General features: G+C 73.5%; 13 protein-coding genes and 1 tRNA gene. 5 read left to right on the top strand and 9 right to left on the bottom strand.

Annotation, left to right across the window (positions count from 1 at the left end; genetic code table 11):
• Positions 1-53 precede the first annotated feature (53 nt).
• From rpsA to ACPYO4_RS12690, 3 genes are all read right to left on the bottom strand, one after another.
• Positions 54-1,538, bottom strand: coding sequence for a 30S ribosomal protein S1 (rpsA, locus tag ACPYO4_RS12700; RefSeq protein WP_425709613.1), 1,485 nt, complete (start codon positions 1,536-1,538; stop codon positions 54-56).
• A gap of 170 nt (positions 1,539-1,708) precedes the next feature.
• Entirely contained in the window at positions 1,709-3,415 is a 1,707-nt protein-coding gene (locus tag ACPYO4_RS12695; protein ID WP_425709612.1) for a PQQ-binding-like beta-propeller repeat protein, read from the bottom strand.
• Positions 3,416-3,421: 6 nt separating this feature from the next.
• Complete coding sequence (locus tag ACPYO4_RS12690; RefSeq protein ID WP_425709611.1) at positions 3,422-3,862, bottom strand: hypothetical protein; 441 nt, start codon at positions 3,860-3,862, stop codon at positions 3,422-3,424.
• Between the two features lie 108 nt (positions 3,863-3,970).
• Here ACPYO4_RS12690 and ACPYO4_RS12685 point away from each other — a divergent pair, with 108 nt between their 5' ends.
• Positions 3,971-4,786 carry a class I SAM-dependent methyltransferase gene (locus ACPYO4_RS12685; RefSeq protein WP_425709610.1) on the top strand — a complete coding sequence of 272 codons (816 nt, stop codon included), beginning with the start codon at positions 3,971-3,973 and terminating at the stop codon, positions 4,784-4,786.
• Positions 4,787-4,882: 96 nt separating this feature from the next.
• Here the strand turns inward: ACPYO4_RS12685 and polA are convergent, their stop codons facing one another.
• The gene (gene polA / locus ACPYO4_RS12680; RefSeq protein WP_425709609.1) at positions 4,883-7,576 is read right to left on the bottom strand and encodes a DNA polymerase I; all 2,694 of its coding nucleotides are present in this window, start codon (positions 7,574-7,576) and stop codon (positions 4,883-4,885) included.
• Between the two features lie 62 nt (positions 7,577-7,638).
• Between polA and ACPYO4_RS12675 the strand changes: the two genes are divergently transcribed.
• Genes ACPYO4_RS12675 through ACPYO4_RS12660 form a run of 4 tightly spaced genes read left to right on the top strand, consistent with a single transcriptional unit; the run spans position 7,639 to position 10,914 of the window.
• Entirely contained in the window at positions 7,639-9,045 is a 1,407-nt protein-coding gene (locus ACPYO4_RS12675; protein WP_425709608.1) for an MFS transporter, read from the top strand.
• Complete coding sequence (locus tag ACPYO4_RS12670) at positions 9,042-9,638, top strand: hypothetical protein (protein ID WP_425709607.1); 597 nt, start codon at positions 9,042-9,044, stop codon at positions 9,636-9,638. Before ACPYO4_RS12675 ends, ACPYO4_RS12670 begins: the two co-directional genes overlap by 4 nt.
• On the top strand, positions 9,635-10,444 hold the full coding sequence (locus tag ACPYO4_RS12665; protein WP_425709606.1) for a glycosyltransferase: 810 nt from the start codon (positions 9,635-9,637) through the stop codon (positions 10,442-10,444). Before ACPYO4_RS12670 ends, ACPYO4_RS12665 begins: the two co-directional genes overlap by 4 nt.
• Positions 10,441-10,914, top strand: coding sequence for a PaaI family thioesterase (locus ACPYO4_RS12660; protein ID WP_425709605.1), 474 nt, complete (start codon positions 10,441-10,443; stop codon positions 10,912-10,914). The genes ACPYO4_RS12665 and ACPYO4_RS12660 overlap by 4 nt, the downstream gene beginning before the upstream one ends.
• 69 nt (positions 10,915-10,983) lie before the next feature.
• Here the strand turns inward: ACPYO4_RS12660 and ACPYO4_RS12655 are convergent, their stop codons facing one another.
• From ACPYO4_RS12655 to gltB, 5 genes are all read right to left on the bottom strand, one after another.
• Entirely contained in the window at positions 10,984-11,679 is a 696-nt protein-coding gene (locus ACPYO4_RS12655; RefSeq protein ID WP_425709604.1) for an ANTAR domain-containing response regulator, read from the bottom strand.
• Positions 11,680-11,757: 78 nt separating this feature from the next.
• Positions 11,758-11,842 (bottom strand) — tRNA-Leu (locus ACPYO4_RS12650).
• A 105-nt stretch (positions 11,843-11,947) separates the two neighbouring features.
• A complete protein-coding gene (gene pyk, locus ACPYO4_RS12645) occupies positions 11,948-13,372 on the bottom strand; it encodes a pyruvate kinase (RefSeq protein WP_425709603.1) in 1,425 nt (474 codons plus the stop codon).
• Positions 13,373-13,494: 122 nt separating this feature from the next.
• The gene (locus ACPYO4_RS12640; protein WP_425709602.1) at positions 13,495-14,988 is read right to left on the bottom strand and encodes a glutamate synthase subunit beta; all 1,494 of its coding nucleotides are present in this window, start codon (positions 14,986-14,988) and stop codon (positions 13,495-13,497) included.
• A complete protein-coding gene (gene gltB / locus ACPYO4_RS12635; protein ID WP_425709601.1) occupies positions 14,981-19,519 on the bottom strand; it encodes a glutamate synthase large subunit in 4,539 nt (1,512 codons plus the stop codon). Before gltB ends, ACPYO4_RS12640 begins: the two co-directional genes overlap by 8 nt.
• Positions 19,520-19,656: the final 137 nt, after the last annotated feature.

Genomic DNA, 19,656 nt, shown 5'->3' with positions numbered 1-19,656 from the left:
TCAGGGGGCCGGGCGTCGGATGCGATCCGAGGATCGGGAGGCTGCGCTCCGGGTCAGTTGCCCGTGAGCTTCTCCCGCAGAGCGGCCAGGGCCTCGTCGGACGCGAGCGTGCCCCCGGCGTCCTCCTCCGGAGCGTCGGACGAGTAGGAGGCGGCGAGGTCGTCCCCGGCCTCCGAGGCGTCCTCGACGACGTTCTCGCCGGCGGCCTCCGCCGCACGCGAGGCGGCGATCTGCGCCTTGTGGGACTCCCAGCGCGCGTGCGCGGCCGCGTACTCGGCCTCCCACGCCTCGCGCTGGGCCTCGAAGCCCTCGAGCCACTCGTTCGTCTCGGGGTCGAAGCCCTCGGGGTACTTGTAGTTGCCCTGCTCGTCGTAGTCGGTCGCCATGCCGTACAGCGAGGGGTCGAAGTCCTCGGAGTCCGGCTCGACGCCCTCGTTGGCCTGCTTGAGCGAGAGCGAGATGCGGCGACGCTCGAGGTCGATGTCGATGACCTTGACGAAGAGCTCGTCGCCGACCTTCGCGACCTGCTCGGGCACCTCGACGTGGCGCTGCGCCAGCTCGGAGATGTGCACGAGGCCCTCGATGCCGTCCTCGACGCGCACGAACGCACCGAACGGGACGAGCTTGGTGACCTTGCCGGGCACGACCTGGCCGATGGCGTGGGTGCGCGCGAAGGTCTGCCACGGGTCCTCCTGGGTCGCCTTCAGCGACAGGGAGACGCGCTCGCGGTCCATGTCCACGTCGAGCACCTCGACGGTGACCTCCTGGCCCACCTCGACGACCTCGGAGGGGTGGTCGATGTGCTTCCAGGACAGCTCGGAGACGTGCACGAGGCCGTCCACGCCGCCGAGGTCGACGAACGCACCGAAGTTGACGATCGAGGACACGACACCGGGGCGGACCTGCCCCTTCTGCAGCGTGTTGAGGAAGTGCGAACGGACCTCGGACTGGGTCTGCTCGAGCCAGGCGCGGCGGGACAGGACCACGTTGTTGCGGTTCTTGTCCAGCTCGATGATCTTGGCCTCGATCTCCTTGTCCACGTAGGGCTGAAGGTCGCGCACACGACGCATCTCGACCAGGGAGGCCGGCAGGAAGCCGCGCAGGCCGATGTCGACGATCAGGCCGCCCTTGACCACCTCGATGACCTTGCCCGTGACGACGCCGTCCTCGTCCTTGATCTTCTCGATCGAGGACCAGGCGCGCTCGTACTGCGCCCGCTTCTTCGACAGCAGGAGGCGGCCTTCCTTGTCCTCCTTCTGGAGGACCAGCGCCTCGATCTGGTCGCCCACGGCCACGACCTCGTCGGGGTCCACGTCGTGCTTGATCGACAGCTCGCGGGACAGGATGACGCCCTCGGTCTTGTAACCGATGTCGAGGAGGACCTCGTCACGGTCCACCTTGACGATGGTGCCCTCGACGATGTCCCCGTCGTTGAAGTACTTGATGGTCTTGTCGATCTCGGCGAGGAGCTCGTCCTCGGAGCCGATGTCGTTGATCGCGACCTGCGGGGTGGTCGGGGCGGGGGTAGTGGTGGTCATGTAGCGGGAAACTCCGATGCGGACAGGGATACTCGAGCGGACAGGGATTCAATCGGCGACCGGGCGGCTGCGCGCGTGCGCGCGGACAGACGGCGCCGACGAGCAATGGTACCCGCGCCCGCAAGACGGGACAACCACGACGGCGCGGCGGCGCACGCTCGTGGGCCGCGTCACCAGTCGAGCCGGCTCAGGCCCTCCGGGCCGTGCACGACCACCGCGTCGCCCACCGGCTCGAGCGTGCCGTGCACCGGGGTGCGCCACTGCTGCTCGACCCCTCCCGTGGTCGGGTCGACCTCGACGAGGTCCGTCCCGGCGACGACGAGGCTCTCGTCCCGGGCGAGCACGCCGTCGGGACGGACGTCCGTCGCCACCTGGTCGACGACGTGGGAGCGGTCCGGCGCGAGGAGGTGCAGGTCGGGCTCGCCCCGCACGAGGACGTGCTCGCCGTCGACCAGCCCGCCCGGGTCGAGGGTGCCGGCGAACGTCTCGGCGACCCCCGGGTCGAGGAGGACGGAGTCGGTGGCTCCGGCCTCGAGGTCGTACCGCAGGAGTCGCCGGGAGCCGTCGAGGACGAGGGGCATGACACGGGCGTCCGGGTCGAGCGCGGAGGTGGCGGCCAGCCGGTTGTGGGGGTCCGCCCACAGCTCGGTCCCGTCCGTGGCGTACGCGCGGATCCCGGCGCCCGGCTCGTTGCACCACAGGGTGGCGCCGTCGGTGGACAGGCGGGTGCAGGGTGGGGCGATGATCAGCTCGCCCGCCCGGACGTTCAGGACGGCGGTGCGGTCGCCCGCGCCGAACGAGAGCACGTCGTCGGTGACGGGACGCCAACGGGGCCGGTCGAGCATCGCCTCGCCGCGCTCGCCGATCCCTCGGGAGACGATCCGTCGGTCCCCGGCGAGCATCTCCGCGGAGACCTCCGGGCCGAGCTCGACCGACCATCGTGGGCTCAGGTCGGCCGCGTCGTAGCCCTGCAGGACGACGTCGGTCCCGCCGCCCGGCTGGTCGAGCAGGACGAGCGCGTCGCCGTGGACGTAGAGGGACGTGAGGTAGCCGTCGATCTCGGTGGAGGCGGTCGTGTCGCCGGTGGCGGGGTCGAGCAGGTGGGCGGTCCAGCTCGTGCCCAGACCTCCCGGGTCCGTGTCCGTGGCCTCCAGGCAGACGAGGCTTCCGTCCGGCGTCGCGTGGCGGGCGCAGAGGACGTGGCTGAGCTCACGGGACCAGATCGTCTCGCCCGACGCGGGGTCCAGACCGACGAGCTCTGCCTCGAGGGACTCCTCGTCCTGCGCGACGACGGCCCAGCCGCCAGGCGCGCCGAGCACGCCCGCGTCGTCGAAGGAGCCGTCGACGTTGCCCCTGAGCTCGGCGCCGGCGATCCCGGTGAGGTCCGCGACCGCGACCTCCCACAGATCGGGGAAGGTCTCGACGTCCGGCTCGGCATCGGGCGCGGGGGCCACGCTCGGCGTGGTGGCGTCGGGATCGTCGTCGACGAGCTGGACCACGGTGGCGATCGGGACGAGCACGGCGAGGACGGGCACGACGACGAAGAGCGGGCGGAGGCGACGCCGGAGCCACGTGCTGACATGCAGCGAGGGCGGGAGGGATACGGGGTAGCGCGAGGCGTGGGGCGCTCCGGCGCGGAAGCCGGACGGCGCGGTGGGACGCGGCTCCGCTGCGCGGGAGCGCCCGGCGGTGCGGACCGGGTCCGCGGGCCGGTCGGCGCCGCGGTCGTCCGGCTCACGGCTCTCGCGGCCGCGCGGTGCGTCGTCGTCGGGGCGACGCCGTGTGTCCTCGGGGACGATGCCGTAGCCGCCGAGGTAGCCCTCGAGCGGATCGCGGTCCCGACCTCTGGACCGCGGCCGGAATCGACGGTCGGCCATCGGGCGCTACAGCGCGACGATCATGGTGACGAGGCCGATGAGCAGGGGCAGGCCGAGGAAGAGGCCCACATAGACGAGGATCGCGGCGACGGAGGCCTTGTGCGCCCCGCCCCGACCGGCGTCGGTGTCCGCGGGCGCGCGCCCGTAGTCGTTGCGGACGTCCCCGCCGTACGGTCCGGCCGCGTTCTGCCCCGCGCCGCCGTAGGCCTGGCCGGGCCCGTACGCCTGACCCGGACGGTGGGCCGGACCTGACCCGTAGGGCTGGTCGGATCCGTATGCCGGGCCGGATCCGTAGGGCTGGTCGGGGCCGGCGGAGGAACCGTGCCCGTAGGGCTGGTGGCCGCCGGAGAACCGACCGCTGCGGCCGCGCTCGGGGTACACCCCGCGCGCGTCCGGCTCACCGTGCTGGTACGGGTCCTGCTGGTTCCATCCGTATCCGCTGCTCATGACACTCCCTGGGTCGCGGGCGGCCGCCCTGGCAGGACCGTAGTCCCTGCGGCCGAGCCCGTGGGGCCGAACCCCGTGGAGACCTCCCCGCCGTGGGAGCATCGGCCGATGGACGGACGGCCGCAGGCGTGGGCGGGCTACCGGCGGGTCGACGGCGAGGCCGCCGCGCGCGCGAACGCGACCGCGTGGTCGGCGGATGCTCAGGGCTACCTCGCGGAGCACGGCGCCACCCTCGGCGCGGCCGATCACGTGTGGGGCCCCGAGGGGCTGCGGGAGGCCGACGCTTGCCTGCTCGGCGACACCGCGACGCTGCGCGACCGGATCGTCGTCGAGGTGGGTGCCGGGGCGGCCCAGTGCTCGCGCTGGTTGGTCACGCAGGGCGTGCGGGCGCTGGCGACGGACGTCGCGCAGGGGATGCTGGACGCCGCCGCAGCGCTCGACCGGGCCACCGGGATCCGCACGCCGATGCTAGTGGCCGACGCCCGCGCCCTCCCCCTGCCGGACGCCTGCGCCGACGCCGTGTTCACCTCGTTCGGAGCCATCCCGTTCGTCCCCGACGCCCACCGCGTGCACGCCGAGGCCGCGAGGGTCCTGCGACCGGGCGGTCGATGGGTCGCCTCGGTCACGCACCCGGCGCGGTGGATGTTCCCCGACGACCCCACACTGGCCGGCACGACCGTCACGCGCCCCTACTTCGACCGGCGGCCCTACGTCGAGGCCGACGGCGACGCCGTCACGTACGCGGAGTTCCACCGCACCGTCGGGGACCACGTGCGCGACGTCGTGGCGGCCGGGCTCGATCTCGTCGACCTCGTCGAGCCCGAGTGGCCGCCGGGCCGCGAGGTGGTCTGGGGCGGCTGGGGGCCGGAGCGCGGGGCGCTCGTGCCGGGCACGCTCATCCTCGTGGCCGACAAGCCCGGGTAGCGGCCGACGTCGAGAGGCGCCGAGCGTTACCCGGCCCGCGCGCACGGATTCGCGCTCACTCGTCGGGCAGAGAGCCGCTCACTCGTCGATGGAGGGTCAGTGGGCGGCGTCGCGCCAGCTGCGGCCGAGGCCGACGGAGACGTCGAGCGGGACGGAGAGCTCCACCGCCCGGCCCATGGTCTCCCGCACGACCTGCTCCACCTCCTCGCGCTCCCCCGGCGCGATCTCGAGCACGAGCTCGTCGTGGACCTGGAGGAGGACGTCGGAGGCGAGGCCCCGCTCGGCGATCTCCGCGTCGAGCCGGATCATCGCGAGCTTGATGATGTCCGCGGCCGACCCCTGGATCGGGGCGTTGAGGGCGATGCGCTCCGCGAGCTCCCTGCGCTGCCGGTTGTCGGAGGTGAGGTCCGGCAGGTACCGGCGGCGGCCGAGGATCGTCGCCGTGTAGCCGCGCGTGCGCGCCTCGTCCTGGACGCCCCGGAGGTAGTCGCGCACGCCGCCGAACCGTTCGAAGTACCCCTCCATGAGCGACCGGGCCTCGTCGACCTCGACGCCGAGCTGCTGGGACAGGCCGAACGCGCTGAGCCCGTAGGCCAGGCCGTAGCTCATCGCCTTGATGCGTCGGCGCTGCTCCGGGGTCACCGAGCCGACGTCGACGCCGAAGACCCGGGCGGCGACGAACGCGTGCAGGTCCTCCCCGGAGCGGAAGGCCTCGATGAGCGCCTCGTCGCCGGACAGGTGCGCCATGATCCGCATCTCGATCTGGGAGTAGTCCGCCGTCATCAGCGACTCCCCCGCCTCGCTGACCACGAAGGACTGCCGGATGCGCATGCCGTCCTCGCTGCGCACGGGCACGTTCTGCAGGTTGGGGTCCTTCGAGCTGAGCCGACCGGTGGCGGCCACGGTCTGCTGGAAGGTGGTGCGGATCCGGCCGTCGGACTGGACCTCGGCCCGCAGGCCGTCGACCGTCTGGCGGAGCTTGATCTGCTCGCGGTGCCGCAGCAGCGCCACGAGGAACGGGTGCTCGGTCTGCACGAGCAGCCACGCGAGCGCGTCGGCGTTGGTCGTGTACCCGGTCTTCGTCTTCTTCGTCCGCGGCATGTCGAGCTGGTCGAACAGGACCTCCTGCAGCTGCTTGGGGCTGCCGAGGTTGACCTCGCGGCCGATCGCCTCGTAGGCGGCCGCGGCGGCCGCCTCCACCTGCCCGTCGAACTCGCCGGACAGGCCGTCGAGGTACTCGGTGTCGACGGCGATGCCCCGGTCCTCCATCCCCTGCAGGACACGCTGGACGGGGAGCTCGAGGTCGGTGAGCAGGCCGCTCCCGCCGGCCTCCTCGAGCTCGGCGGTCAGCGGCGTGACGAGGGCGAGGGTCGCGTGCGCGCGACGGGCGAGGGACTCCTCCGCCGCTCCCTCCTCCAGCGAGAGGTCCAGCTCGCCCTGGGCCGGGCCCGAACCGGGGTCGAGCTCGAGCCCCAGCCGCTCGGTCGAGAGGTCGGCGAGCTCGAGGTGCCGGGCGTCGGGCCGTGAGATGTACCCGGCGAGGGCCGGGTCGAACGTCACGCCGTCCAGGGTGAGTCCGCTGCCGCGCAGGGCGTGCCAGGCCGCCTTGGCGTCGTGCACCGACTTCGGCTCCGCGGCGTCGGCCAGCCAGGCGCGCAGCGCGGCCTCGTCGGGGCCGGCGACCTCGGTGAGGTCGACGGTGACGGCGTGCGCCTCGTCGTCGGCGATCGCGACCTGCGTCGCCTCCCCCGCGCCCGGTCGGCCCGTGCCCTCGACGAACAGGCCCAGCCGGGCGCCCGCGCGGGCCTCGAGCCAGGCTCCCAGCTCGCCGTCGGCCGGCCGGTCCACGACCAGGACCGGGCCGTCCGCCTCGGGCGCGGTCCCTCCGTCGTCGGGCAGGACGGCGAACAGCCGCGTGCGCAGCTCGGTGAACTCCAGGACGTCGAACAGGCGCGTGAGCTCGCCGCGGTCGGGGTCGGCGGGGGTGAGGTCACCAAGGGCGGCCCCGACGTCGGCGTCGGTGAGCAGGTGGTTGAGCTGCCGGTTGCGCAGCACGTCTGCCAGGTGCGCGCGCAGCGAGTCGCCGGCCTTGCCGGGCACCTCGTCGACCCGGGCGACGATGTTGTCCAGGCCGTCGAACTGGTTGATCCACTTCGCGGCGGTCTTCGGCCCCACCCCGGGCACGCCGGGCAGGTTGTCCGCAGTCTCGCCGGTGAGGGCGGCGATCTCCGGGTACCGGTGCGGCGGGACCCCGTACTTCTCCTCGACGGCCTCCGGCGTCATGCGGGACACCGTCTTCACGCCCTTGATCGGGTACAGCACGCTCACGCGCTCGTCGACGAGCTGGAACGTGTCCCGGTCGCCCGAGACCACGGAGACGGTCATCCCCGCGGCCGAGCCCTCGTGGGCGAGCGTGGCGAGGATGTCGTCGGCCTCGAGGCCGTCCTTCTCCAGCGTGGGGACGCCGGCCGCGCGCAGCACCTCGGCGATGAGGGGGACCTGGCCCTTGAAGGCCTCGGGGGTGACGTCGCGGCCGCCCTTGTAGTCGGCGTAGACCTCGTCCCGGAACGTCGGGGCGTGGGTGTCGAACGCGACGGCGACGTGCGTGGGCCGCTCCTCGGCGATGAGGTTGATGAGCATCGCGACGAACCCGTAGATCGCGTTCGTGCTCTGGCCCGCGGAGTTGACGAACTTCTCGGCCGGCAGCGCGAAGAACGCGCGGAAGGCCATCGAGTGCCCGTCGACGAGCAGGAGGCGCTGGTCGGTGGCCTGGTCGGTGTTCTCGCTCACCCGACCCACCCTAGGACGCGGCGCCGACACCGACGTCACCGCGGCCCTGGCAGGGTGGGTCCGTGCCCGAGCCCCGCGTCCCCGGTTCCCGCCGGCTCGCGTACGCGGCCGGCATGTTCGGGTCGTCGCTCCCGATCAACCTCGTGCGCGGCTCGATCCTCCTGTACTACGTCGACACCCTCGGCATGGACGCGACCGCGTACGGGATCGTCATGGTGGTCTACGCGATCGTCGACGCGATCGACAACCCGCTGTTCGGCCACCTCTCGGACGGCACGCGCACGCGGCTCGGCCGCAGGCGGCCCTGGCTCCTCGTCGCCGTACCGAGCCTCGTGGCCGTGTTCGTCGCCCTGTTCTCCGCCCCGACGTCCCTCGACGGCGCGGCGCTCGTCGCCTGGTTCGCGGTCTTCGTCATCCTCACCGAGGCGGCCGACTCGCTGTACAACGCGAACTACACGGCGCTGCTGCCCGAGCTGTTCCGCACCGAGGCCGAGCGGTCGGTCGTCAACGCCGTGCGGCAGGCCTTCCAGCTCGCGGCGATGGTCGTCTCCGTGGCGCTGACCCCCGCGCTGACGACCCGGTGGCTCGGCAGCGAGCACGGCCCCGAGGGCTTCACGCGGACCGCGGTGCTGCTGGGCGTCGTGGCACTGCTCGTCATGGGCGCGATGGTGCTCTCCGTCCGTGAGGACGCCGCCGTGCAGCACGAGCCGCCCACGAGGTTCCTCCCCGCGATCGGCGGCGTGCTGCGCACCCGCGAGCTGTGGCTGATCGGGGCGACGACCGCGGGGTACGGCGCAGCGCTCGGCCTGCTCATCTCCGGCATCCAGCTGTGGATGCGCTACACGCTGGAGAGGCCCGTCGCGATGACGACCCCGGTGCTCGGCGCCGCGATCCTCACCGCCGCCGCCGTCCTGCCCGCGTGGGCGTGGCTCGTGCGCAGGGTCGGCGCCCCGCGGGCCTGGCGCTGGGCCCTGACCTGGCTGGCCGTCTCGTTCCTCCCGCTGTGGTTCGTCACGTCCGTCCCGCTCGCCGTGGTCGCGGCCGCCGTGGTCGGGGTCGGGTACGGCGGGGTCCTCGCGACGACCGACCTCGTCACGGCCCGGGTCCTCGACCGCGACGCCCGACTGACCGGCCTGCACCGCGAGGGCGTGTTCCTCGGGACGTTCGGCGTGTTCGCCCGCCTCACCGGCGCGCTCGGCGGACTCGCGCTCGCCACGCTCGAGCCGCTGTTCGGCTACGTCTCCGGGGACGACCCCGGCGAGCGGCCCGGGCTGGCGTTCCGCGTCTACACCTGCCTGTACCCCGCGGCCCTCGTCGGTATCGCCGCTGTGGCGGCGCGCTTCGTCCGCGTCGACGACGAGGTGGGCGGTCGGCCCGGCGCCCTCCCCGACGCACCCGGGGTCGTCGACCGCCCCGGCACACGGACCACGCCGGGCGGGCCAGGTCCTCGTGGGACGCTGGACCAGTGACGACTGCGCGACCACGACGACGCACCGGTGTCGGCGTGCTCCGCGTCGTCGGGCCCCCGTACGCCCGCACGGCCGCGAACGTCGTCGCCGTCCTGGCGCTGCTCTCGCTCGGGCTCGCCGCCCTCGTCGACGCGGTCGCCGTCGCGGTGGCGGCTCTCGTCCTCGGGGCCCTCACGCTCGCGCGCGTGCTCGCCGTGCCCGCAGGTCTCCAGGCCCTGCTCGGCGCCACGGCGCTCGTGGCCGCGTGGTCGTCGGCCCTGCTCCTGTACGAGCGGCTGTGGTGGTTGGACATCGCCGTACACCTGACCCTCAACGGCGTGCTCGCCGCAGTCGCCGGGGAGCTCGTGCGCCGCGGCCGGCTCGTGCCGCCCGGCGACGACCCGCGCGGCAGGTGGGGTCTCGCGCTGACCACCACGGCGGTCGGGACGAGCCTCGCCGCGGCCTGGGAGGTCGCGGAGTGGATCGGCCACGCCTACGTCGACCCCACGGTCCACGTCACCCCCGCAGATACCGCGGGCGACCTCGTCGCCGGCGCCGTGGGATCCGCCGTCGCGGGGCTCGTGCTCGCCCGACGCGCCGGGAGCGGCCGGTGACGCCGCCGACCGTGAGCGTGGTGATCCCCGCCCGGAACGACGCCGCGGCGCTCGAGCACTGCCTGCGCGCCCTGGCGAACCAGCGGGAGGCGCCCCTGGAGGTCATCGTCGTCGACAACGCCTCCACCGACGGCACCGCGGCCGTCGCCCGGCGCCACGGCGCGGTGGTCGTGGCGGAGGACCGGATCGGGATCCCACCCGCCGCCGCCACCGGCTACGACGCCGCCCGGGGGGACGTCGTCGCGCGGCTGGACGCCGACTCGCGTCCCGGCCCCGGATGGGTCTCGCGGGTCGCGCACGTGATGGGGACGAGGCAGGTGGCCGCCGTCACCGGCGTCGGCAGCTTCTACGGGCTGGGCAGGGCCGGGGGGCTCGCCGCCGCGGTCTACCTGGCCGCGTACTACGGCCTGTGCCACGCCGCCCTGGGACACCACCCGCTGTGGGGTTCGAGCATGGCCGTGCGCCGCTCGGCGTGGCTGGCGGTCCGCGACCGCGTCCACGACGACGACCCCGAGGTCCACGACGACCTCGACCTCGCCCTCGCGCTGGGCCCGGCGCGGCCCGTCGTGCTGGACCTCTCGCTCCGCGTCGGTGTCTCTGCCCGCAGCCTGGTGGGCGCGGCGCAGCTGAGCCGGCGCCTCCGGCGTGCCTTCCGCACGCTCCGGCTCGGGTGGGCGGACATGCCGCCATGGGAGCGCTGGTCGATGCGGTTCGGGCTGCCGGGGGCCGCGCCCGCCGCTGACGACGACCCGGGCCGGGCACCGGGGCGGGACGACGGCGGCCGCCGTGGCAGTCTGGCACCGTGACCGCCGACCACGCCGACACCCGGCGCCCCGAGGAGCCCGCCCGGACCGACCACCGCAGCGGCGGCGACGACCTCGCCGAGACCTTCGCCCGACTGTCGGAGTCCGGCCTCGCCGAGCGTATGGGGCTCGAGATGCTGCGCATGGAACGGGGCGACGTCCGGGCCCGCATCCCCGTCGAGGGGAACACCCAGCCGATGGGGCTGCTCCACGGTGGCGCCAGCGCCGCGCTCGCCGAGACCGTCGCCAGCGTCGCGGCCGTGCTCGCGGCGCCGGAGGGACACGCGCCGGTCGGCGTCGACCTCAACGCCACCCACCACCGGGCGGCGCGCACCGGGCACGTCACGGCGCGCGCTTCGGCGGTGCACGAGGGACGCCGGAGCGCCACCTACGGCATCGAGGTGCGTGACGACGACGACCTGCTCGTCTGCACCGCGCGGCTCACCTGCATGTTCATCCCGTACCCGCGCTGAACTCGGCGCCGGCGGGCGGAACGACGAACGCCCGGCACATGCCGGGCGTTCGTCGTCGCGGGTCGGCCGTCAGCCGCGGCCGCCGACCTGCTCGATGACGGCGTCCGCGACCTCGCGCATGGTCAGGCGACGGTCCATGGACGTCTTCTGGATCCAGCGGAACGCCTCGGGCTCCGAGAGACCCATCTTCGTCTGGAGGAGTCCCTTGGCGCGGTCCACGCGCTTGCGCGTCTCGAACTGGTCGACCAGCGAGGCGACCTCGGACTCGAGCGCGATGATCTCCTCGTGCCGGCTCACGGCGATCTCGACGGCGGGCACGAGGTCGGCGGGCGTGAACGGCTTGACGACGTACGCCATCGCGCCGGCCTCGCGGGCGCGCTCCACGAGCTCCTTCTGGGAGAAGGCGGTGAGCATGACGACGGCGCACGTGCGGTCGGCCATGATCTTCTCGGCGGCGGTGATGCCGTCCATCACGGGCATCTTGACGTCCATGACGACGGCGTCGGGCTCGAGCTCGGAGGCCAGGCGGACGGCCTGCTCGCCGTCGGCCGCCTCCCCGACGACCTCGAAGCCCGCGTCGCGGAGCGTCTCGACGATGTCGAGCCTGATGAGCGTCTCGTCCTCGGCGACGACGACGCGGCGGCCGTCTCGCTCGGTCTCCTCGACCGCCTCGGGGGCGGAGGTGAGGAGGTCCGAGAGGTCAGGCTCGGTGGTCGTGGGGTCCGCCGAGGCGTCGTCGCCTGCGGAGCTGTCGGTCGTGGTCACCCGTACAGCCTAGGACACGGCGGGATCACGGGGCGATCCGCGTGCATGTGAGCCGTGCCGCGCGGCGCGCGTGCGCGATGGTGCTCCCGGCGGGACTCGAACCCGCACGCCTCGCGGCGCCGCATTTTGAGTGCGGTGTGTCTGCCGATTCCACCACGGGAGCGGGCGTCCCCGCGCCGTGAGGGCGCGGGGACGGAACACATCATGCCCTGAACCGGCGGGCCGCCGTCGTCGTGCCGGGCGGCCCGGCCGGTGCCGGACGTCACTCTCAGGAGGAGCGGTACCGCTCACCGATCCGGTGGACGCGGATGGAGTTCGTGCTGCCGACCTTCTGCGGCGGCATGCCGGCCACGACGACGACCGGGTCGCCGTTGCCGGCCAGCCCGTTGTCCCGCAGGAACGTGTCGACCTGGTCGACCATCTCGTCGGTGTGCTTGACCGCGTCGACCTGGTAGGGCTGCACGCCCCAGGAGAGCGCGAGCCGGTTGCGGGTCTCGGCCGACGGCGTGAACGCCAGCAGCGGGATCGGGGAGCGCAGCCGGGACATCCTGCGCGCGGTGTCGCCGGACTGGGTGAACGTCGCGAGGTAGGTGACGTCCAGCGTGGCGGCGATCTCCGCCGCCGCCCGGGTCAGGACGCCCGAGCGGGTGGCGGGCGTCGAGCCGAGCGGCGCGATCCGCTCGCCGCCGTGCTCCTCGGTGTGCTCGACGACCCGGGCCATGGTGCGGACGGCCTCGATGGCGTACTTCCCCACCGAGGTCTCCCCCGAGAGCATGACCGCGTCGGCCCCGTCGAGGACGGCGTTCGCGCAGTCGGAGGCCTCGGCCCGGGTGGGGCGCGGGTTGGTGATCATCGACTCGAGCACCTGGGTGGCGACGATGACCGGCTTCGCACGGCGCCGCGCGATCTCGATCGCCCGCTTCTGCACGAGCGGCACGTCCTCCAGCGGCAGCTCGACGCCGAGGTCGCCGCGCGCGACCATGATGCCGTCGAAGACGTCGACGATCTCCTCGAGGGCGTCGACGGCCTGCGGCTTCTCGATCTTGGCGACGACGGGCAGCCGGCGGCCGACCTCGTCCATGATGTCGTGGACCATCTGGATGTCCTCGGCGCTGCGCACGAAGGACAGGGCGATGAAGTCGACCGGCAGTCCGAGCGCCCAGCGCAGGTCCTCGGTGTCCTTGTCCGACATGGCGGGCACGGACACCGCGACGCCGGGCAGGTTGAGGCCCTTGTGGTTGGAGACCGGGCCGCCGACCTCGACCCGCGTGACGACGCGTGGCCCGTCGACCTCCACCACGCGCACCGCGACCTTGCCGTCGTCGATGAGGATCCGGTCGCCGGGGTGGCAGTCGCCCGGGAGCCCCTTGTAGGTGGTCGAGGCGAGGTCCTTCGTGCCCTCGACCTCCTCGGTGGTGATGGTGAACGTGGCGCCGTCCGCGAGCTGGACCTCGCGGTCGGCGAACGTGCCGAGCCGGATCTTGGGGCCCTGGAGGTCGACGAGGACGGCGACCGGACGCCCGGCCGCGTCGGCGGCGGCGCGCACGCGGTGGATCACCTGCTCGTGCTCCTCGGCGAGGCCGTGGCTGCGGTTGATGCGGGCGACGTCCATGCCCGCGTCGACCAGCTCCTGGATCTTCTCGGGACTGTCGGTGGCCGGTCCGAGGGTGCAGACGATCTTTGCTCTACGCATGGCTCACAGCCTAGTGACTCCGACCGGCCCGCCGCTCTATCGGCCCGGACCGCAGCGGTGGTTGGACGACGTCGCGCCAGCCGGCCGCCCGGGCGCACGGACGTGCGCCCGGGCGTCGCTGATCAGACCGTGACCTGGACGGTGGTGGGCGCCACCGGCGCGGGCAGCTCCGTGGAGCCGCGCAGGTGCCGGTCGACGGCGGCAGCCACCGACCGACCCTCGGCGATCGCCCACACGATGAGCGACTGGCCGCGCCCGGCGTCGCCGGCGGCGAAGACGCCCGGCACGGTGGTCGCGAAGTCGGCGTCGCGCTCGATGCGGCCGCGGCCGTCGACCTCGACGCCGAGCTGGGCGACGATCCCGTCGGTCGGCACCCCGGTGAAGCCCATCGCGAGCAGCACGAGCTGGGCCGGGATCGTCCGCTCGGTGCCCTTGACCGGGACCGGACGGCCGCCGTCGAACGTCACCTCCGTGACCAACAGGTGCGTGACGGCGCCCTCGCCCGCCGAGCCGTCCGAGCACAGCTCGGCGGTGGACGTCGAGTAGACCCGCTCGCCGCCCTCCTCGTGCGCCGAGGAGACGCGGAAGAGCATCGGGTAGGTCGGCCAGGGCTGCCCCTCGGGGCGGTCCTCGCCCGGCCGCGGCATGATCTCCAGCTGGGTGACCGAGCGCGCGCCCTGCCGGGTGGCGGTGCCGAGGCAGTCCGCGCCGGTGTCGCCGCCGCCGATGATGACGACGTCCTTGCCCTCGGCGGTGATCTGGTCGGTGACCCGCTGGCCGTGGACCGCGCGCGTGGCCTGCGGCAGGTACTCCATCGCCTGGTGGATCCCGCCCAGCTCCCGACCGGGCACCGGCAGGTCCCTGGCCACGGTCGAGCCCATGGCCAGGACCACGGCGTCGTAGCGCTCGAGCAGGTCGTCGCCCGACAGCGCGCCCTCGCCCGAGCCCCCGACGTCCGTCGAGGTCCGGAAGATCGTGCCCTCGGCCCGCATCTGCTCGAGGCGGCGGTCCACGTGGGACTTCTCCATCTTGAACTCAGGGATGCCGTAGCGCAGCAGCCCGCCCGCTGAGTCGGCGCGCTCGAGGACGGCCACGGTGTGGCCGGCCCGCGTGAGCTGCTGGGCGGCAGCGAGCCCGGCGGGACCGGAACCGACGACGGCGACCGTGCGGCCGGTGAGGCGCTGCGGCACCTGCGGGGTGACGAGACCCTCGTCGAAGGCGCGGTCGATGATCGACTGCTCGACGTTCTTGATCGTCACGGCGGGCTGGTTGATGCCGAGCACGCACGCCGTCTCGCACGGTGCCGGGCACAGCCGGCCGGTGAAGTCGGGGAAGTTGTTCGTCGCGTGCAGCCGCTCGATCGCCCGGGCGAAGTCGCCGCGGCGCACGAGGTCGTTCCACTCGGGGATGAGGTTGCCGAGCGGGCAGCCGTTGTGGCAGAAGGGGATGCCGCAGTCCATGCAGCGTCCCGCCTGCCGCCGCAGCGTGGGCTCGAACGTCTCGTCGGCGCCGCGCTCGGCGTAGACCTCGCGGTAGTCGCGGATGCGCACCGGGACCGGCCGGCGCGCCGGCAGCTCCCGCTCGCGGGTCGTCAGGAATCCTCGGGGGTCAGCCACGGGTCGCCTCCATGATGTCGGCCCACACGGTGGGTGCGGCAGGATCGAGCCCGTCCTCCGCCGCCCGCGCGAGCGCGGCGGAGACCGCGGCGAACTGGCGGGGCAGGACGCGGGTGAGGCGCTGCGTGAGGGCGGCGCGGTCCGCCAGCAGCGCGGTGGCCACGGCGGATCCGGTGAGGTCGCGGTGGCGCTGGAGCAGGTCGACGATCACGGCGAGGTCGTCGGTGTCGGGCTCTCCCAGCAGCAGGTCGCCGGCCGCGGCGGCGGCCGGGTTGATCAGGCTGGGGTCGAGGTCGAGGACGTAGGCGACGCCGCCGGACATGCCGGCGCCGACGTTTCGCCCGGTCGGGCCGAGGACGAGCATCGTGCCGCCGGTCATGTACTCGGCCGCGTGGTCGCCGACCCCCTCCACCACGAGGGTGGCGCCGGACAGGCGGACGCCGAAGCGCTCGCCCGCGCGTCCGCGCAGGAAGATCTCTCCGGCCGTGGCGCCGTAGCCGATGACGTTGCCGGCCACGACGTTGTCCTCGGCGACGAAGCCGGCCCGGTCGTCGGGGCGCACGACGATGCGCCCGCCCGACAGCGACTTGCCGACGTAGTCGTTCGCGTCGCCCACGAGCGTGAGGGTGACGCCTCGGGGCAGGAACGCGCCGAACGACTGTCCGGCCGAGCCGCGCAGGGTGAGGTCGATCGTGCCGTCCGGCAGTCCCGCGCCGCGGTAGCGCCTGGTCACCTCGTGGCCGAGCATCGTGCCGACCGTCCGGTTGACGTTGCGCACGGCCACCTCGGCGCGCACCGGCTCGCCGCGCTCGAGGGCGGGCCCGGCCAGTGCGATGAGCTCGTTGTCCAGGGCGGCGTCGAGGCCGTGGTCCTGGTCCTTGGTCCTGTGCAGCGCGGCGCCGGGCCGCGGCTCGACGCGCTCGAGCAGCGGCGCCAGGTTCATGCCGGAGGCCTTCCAGTGGGCCACGGCTCGGTCGGCGTCGAGCAGCTCGACCCGGCCGACGGCCTCGTCGATCGAGCGCAGCCCGAGCGAGGCGAGGATCTCGCGGACCTGCTCGGCGAGGAACTCGAAGAACGTGACGACGTACTCGGCCTTCCCGCTGAAGCGGGCGCGCAGCTCCGGGTTCTGGGTGGCGACGCCGACCGGGCACGTGTCGAGGTGGCAGACCCGCATCATCACGCACCCGGAGACCACCAGCGGCGCGGTGGCGAACCCGAACTCCTCCGCGCCCAGCAGCGCGGCCACGACGACGTCCCGGCCGGTCTTGAGCTGGCCGTCGGTCTGGACGACGATCCGGTCGCGCAGGTCGTTGAGGACGAGCGTCTGCTGGGTCTCGGCCAGGCCCAGCTCCCACGGGCCGCCGGCGTGCTTGAGGGAGGTCAGCGGGCTGGCGCCGGTCCCGCCGTCGTGCCCGGAGACGAGCACGACGTCGGCGTGGGCCTTGGACACGCCGGCCGCCACGGTGCCCACGCCGACCTCGGAGACGAGCTTGACGTGCACCCGGGCCGAGGGGTTGGCGTTCTTCAGGTCGTGGATGAGCTGGGCGAGGTCCTCGATGGAGTAGATGTCGTGGTGGGGCGGCGGAGAGATGAGGCCGACGCCGGGCGTGGAGTGCCGGGTCGAGGCCACCCACGGATAGACCTTCGGGCCGGGCAGCTGGCCGCCCTCGCCGGGCTTCGCGCCCTGCGCCATCTTGATCTGGATGTCGTCGGCCTGCGTGAGGTACTCCGAGGTGACGCCGAACCGACCGGACGCGACCTGCTTGATCGACGAGCGGCGCTCGGGGTCGTAGAGCCGGTCGACGTCCTCGCCGCCCTCCCCCGTGTTGGACTTGGCGCCGAGCCTGTTCATGGCGATCGCGAGCGTCTCGTGGGCCTCGGCGGAGATCGAGCCGTAGCTCATCGCGCCGGTGGAGAACCGCCGGACGATCTCGGAGACCGGCTCGACCTCCTCGATCGGCACGGGGTCGAGCTCGCCGGTGCGCAGCCGGAGCAGCCCGCGGATGGTCATGAGCCGCTCGGCCTGGTCGTCGACCCGGTCGGTGTACTGGCGGAAGATGTCGGCCCGCCGGTTCCGGGTCGAGTGCTGCAGCCGGAACACCGTCTCGGGGTCGAACAGGTGCGGCTCACCGTCGCGGCGCCACTGGTACTCGCCCCCGGTGTCGAGCTCGCGGTGGGCGGGCGAGATGCCCGAGCGCGGGTAGGCGACCGCGTGCCGGGCGGCGACCTCGGCCGCGACGACGTCGAGCCCGACGCCCCCGACAGGGCTCGGGGTGGCGGTGAAGTAGCGGTCGACGAGCTCGGCGGAGAGGCCGACCGCCTGGAACAGCTGCGCGCCGCGGTAGGACGGGACGGTCGAGACGCCCATCTTCGACATCACCTTGAGCACGCCCTTGCCGAGCGCGTGGATGACGTTGCGGACGGCCGTCTCGGCGGAGACGCCCGTGACCTCGCCGTCCGCCACGAGCCGCTCGGCCGTCTCCATGGCGAGGTAGGGGTTGACCGCCGCCGCGCCGTAGCCCACGAGCAGGGCCACGTGGTGGACCTCGCGGACGTCGCCCGCCTCGACGAGCAGGGAGATCTTCGTGCGGGTGCGCCGTCGCAGGGTGTGGTGGTGCACGGCGGACGTGAGCAGCAGCGAGGGGATGGGGGCGAGCGCGGCGGTCGCGTCCCGGTCGGAGAGCACGACGAAGCTGGCGCCCGCGTCCACCGCCTCGTCGACCTCGGTGAAGATCTCCTCGAGGCGGGCCCGCAGCGCCTCTCCCCCGCCGTCGACCGGGTAGAGGCCGGAGATCGTCACCGCGGTGAAGCCGCGACCCGTGCGCCGTGCACGGTCGATGTGCCGCACCTTGGCGAGCTGGTCGTTGTCGATCGTCGGGAAGGGGAGCACGATCTTGCGGGCGTGCTCGGGCGACTCCTCGAGCATGTTCGGCTCCGGACCGATCGCCCCGACCAGCGAGGTGACGAGCTCCTCGCGGATGGCGTCGAGCGGTGGGTTGGTCACCTGCGCGAACGTCTGGGAGAAGTAGTCGAACAGCAGGCGCGGCCGGGCGGAGAGCACCGCGATGGGCGTGTCGGTCCCCATCGAGCCGATGGCCTCGGCGCCCGTGGCGGCCATGGGTCGCACGAGGAGCCGCACCTCCTCCTCGGAGTAGCCGAACATCTGCTGACGCCGCACGACCGAGTCGGCCGAGTGGCCCGTGTGCTCCCGCTGGGGCAGCGCCTCGAGCTGCACGAGCCCGTCGTCGAGCCACTCCTGGTACGGGTGAGCGGACGCCAGGGAGGACTTGATCTCCTCGTCGGGGACGATCCGCCCCTCGACCGTGTCGACGAGGAACATCGTGCCGGGCTCGAGGCGGCCCTTGCGCACGACCGTGGCCGGGTCGAGGTCGAGGACGCCGGACTCCGAGGCGAGCACGACGAGGCCGTCGGCGGTCTCCCACCAGCGTCCCGGTCGCAGTCCGTTGCGGTCCATGACGGCGCCGGCGACCGCGCCGTCCGTGAAGCAGATCGCGGCCGGCCCGTCCCAGGGCTCCATGATCGTGCCGGTGTACTCGTAGAAGGCGCGCACGTCGGCGGGCATGGTCTCGTCGTTCTGCCACGCCTCCGGGACCATCGTCAGCACCGCGTGCGGGAGGGAGCGGCCCCCGAGGTGGAGCAGCTCGAGGACCTCGTCGAACGTCGCGGAGTCCGAGGCGCCGGGGGTGTTGATCGGGAGCAGCGGCGCGAGGTCGCCGAGCAGGTCGGAGGAGAGCGTGCCCTCGCGGGCGGCCATCCAGTTGCGGTTGCCGCGCACGGTGTTGATCTCGCCGTTGTGGGCGACGTACCGGAAGGGGTGCGCGAGCGGCCAGCTCGGGAACGTGTTCGTCGAGAAGCGCGAGTGCACCAGCGCGATCGAGGAGACCACGCGCTCGTCGGCGAGGTCCGGGAAGAAGTCCTTCAGCTGTCCCGTGGTGAGCATCCCCTTGTAGGTGATGGTGCGCGGGGACAGCGAGGCGAAGTAGACCCCGGCGTTGTCCGCGCGCTTGCGCAGGCGGAACACGCGGCGCTCCAGGTCCAGGCCCGTGAGCCCGTCGGCGGCGACGAACAGCTGGCGCATCGTGGGCATGGTCGCGCGGGCCGTGGGGCCGACGCCCGACGGGTCGACCGGGACCGCTCGCCAGCCGAGGACCTCGACGCCCTCCTCGGCGGCGATCCGTTCGACGAGCTCGACCGCCTCCGCGCGCTCTCCGATGCCCGGCAGGAACGCGATGCCCACGGCGTAGGCGCCGGCCGGCGGGAGATCGAGGTCGACGACCTCACGGAGGAAGGCGTCGGGAACCTGCAGGAGGATGCCCGCGCCGTCGCCCGTCGCCTCCTCGGCGCCGACGGCGCCGCGGTGCTCGAGGTTCGCCAGAGCCGTCAGCGCGGCGTCGACGATGTCCCGTCCGGGGCGGCCGCGCGTGGTGGCGACCATGGCGACGCCGCAGGCGTCGTGCTCGTGGGCGGGGTCGTACAGGCCTCGTCGTGCAGGGATCCCGGTCTGGACCATCGTCCGTCCTCCCTCCGGGCGCGCAGGCGCCCGAGTCGTGCCCCGGCGCGGACGCCGGTGGGTCGGACAGCACGATACGCAGACTTGGCCGTTTCATGGCACTACCCGCCCATGGCTGTGGGACGGCGCGGATCCGC

Origin of the sequence: Georgenia sp. Z1491 (assembly GCF_049856175.1) — a bacterium.
Lineage (GTDB): Bacteria > Actinomycetota > Actinomycetes > Actinomycetales > Actinomycetaceae > JB111.
Note: the sequence above shows the minus strand (reverse complement) of the source record. Positions and strands in the feature narration are given on the sequence as shown.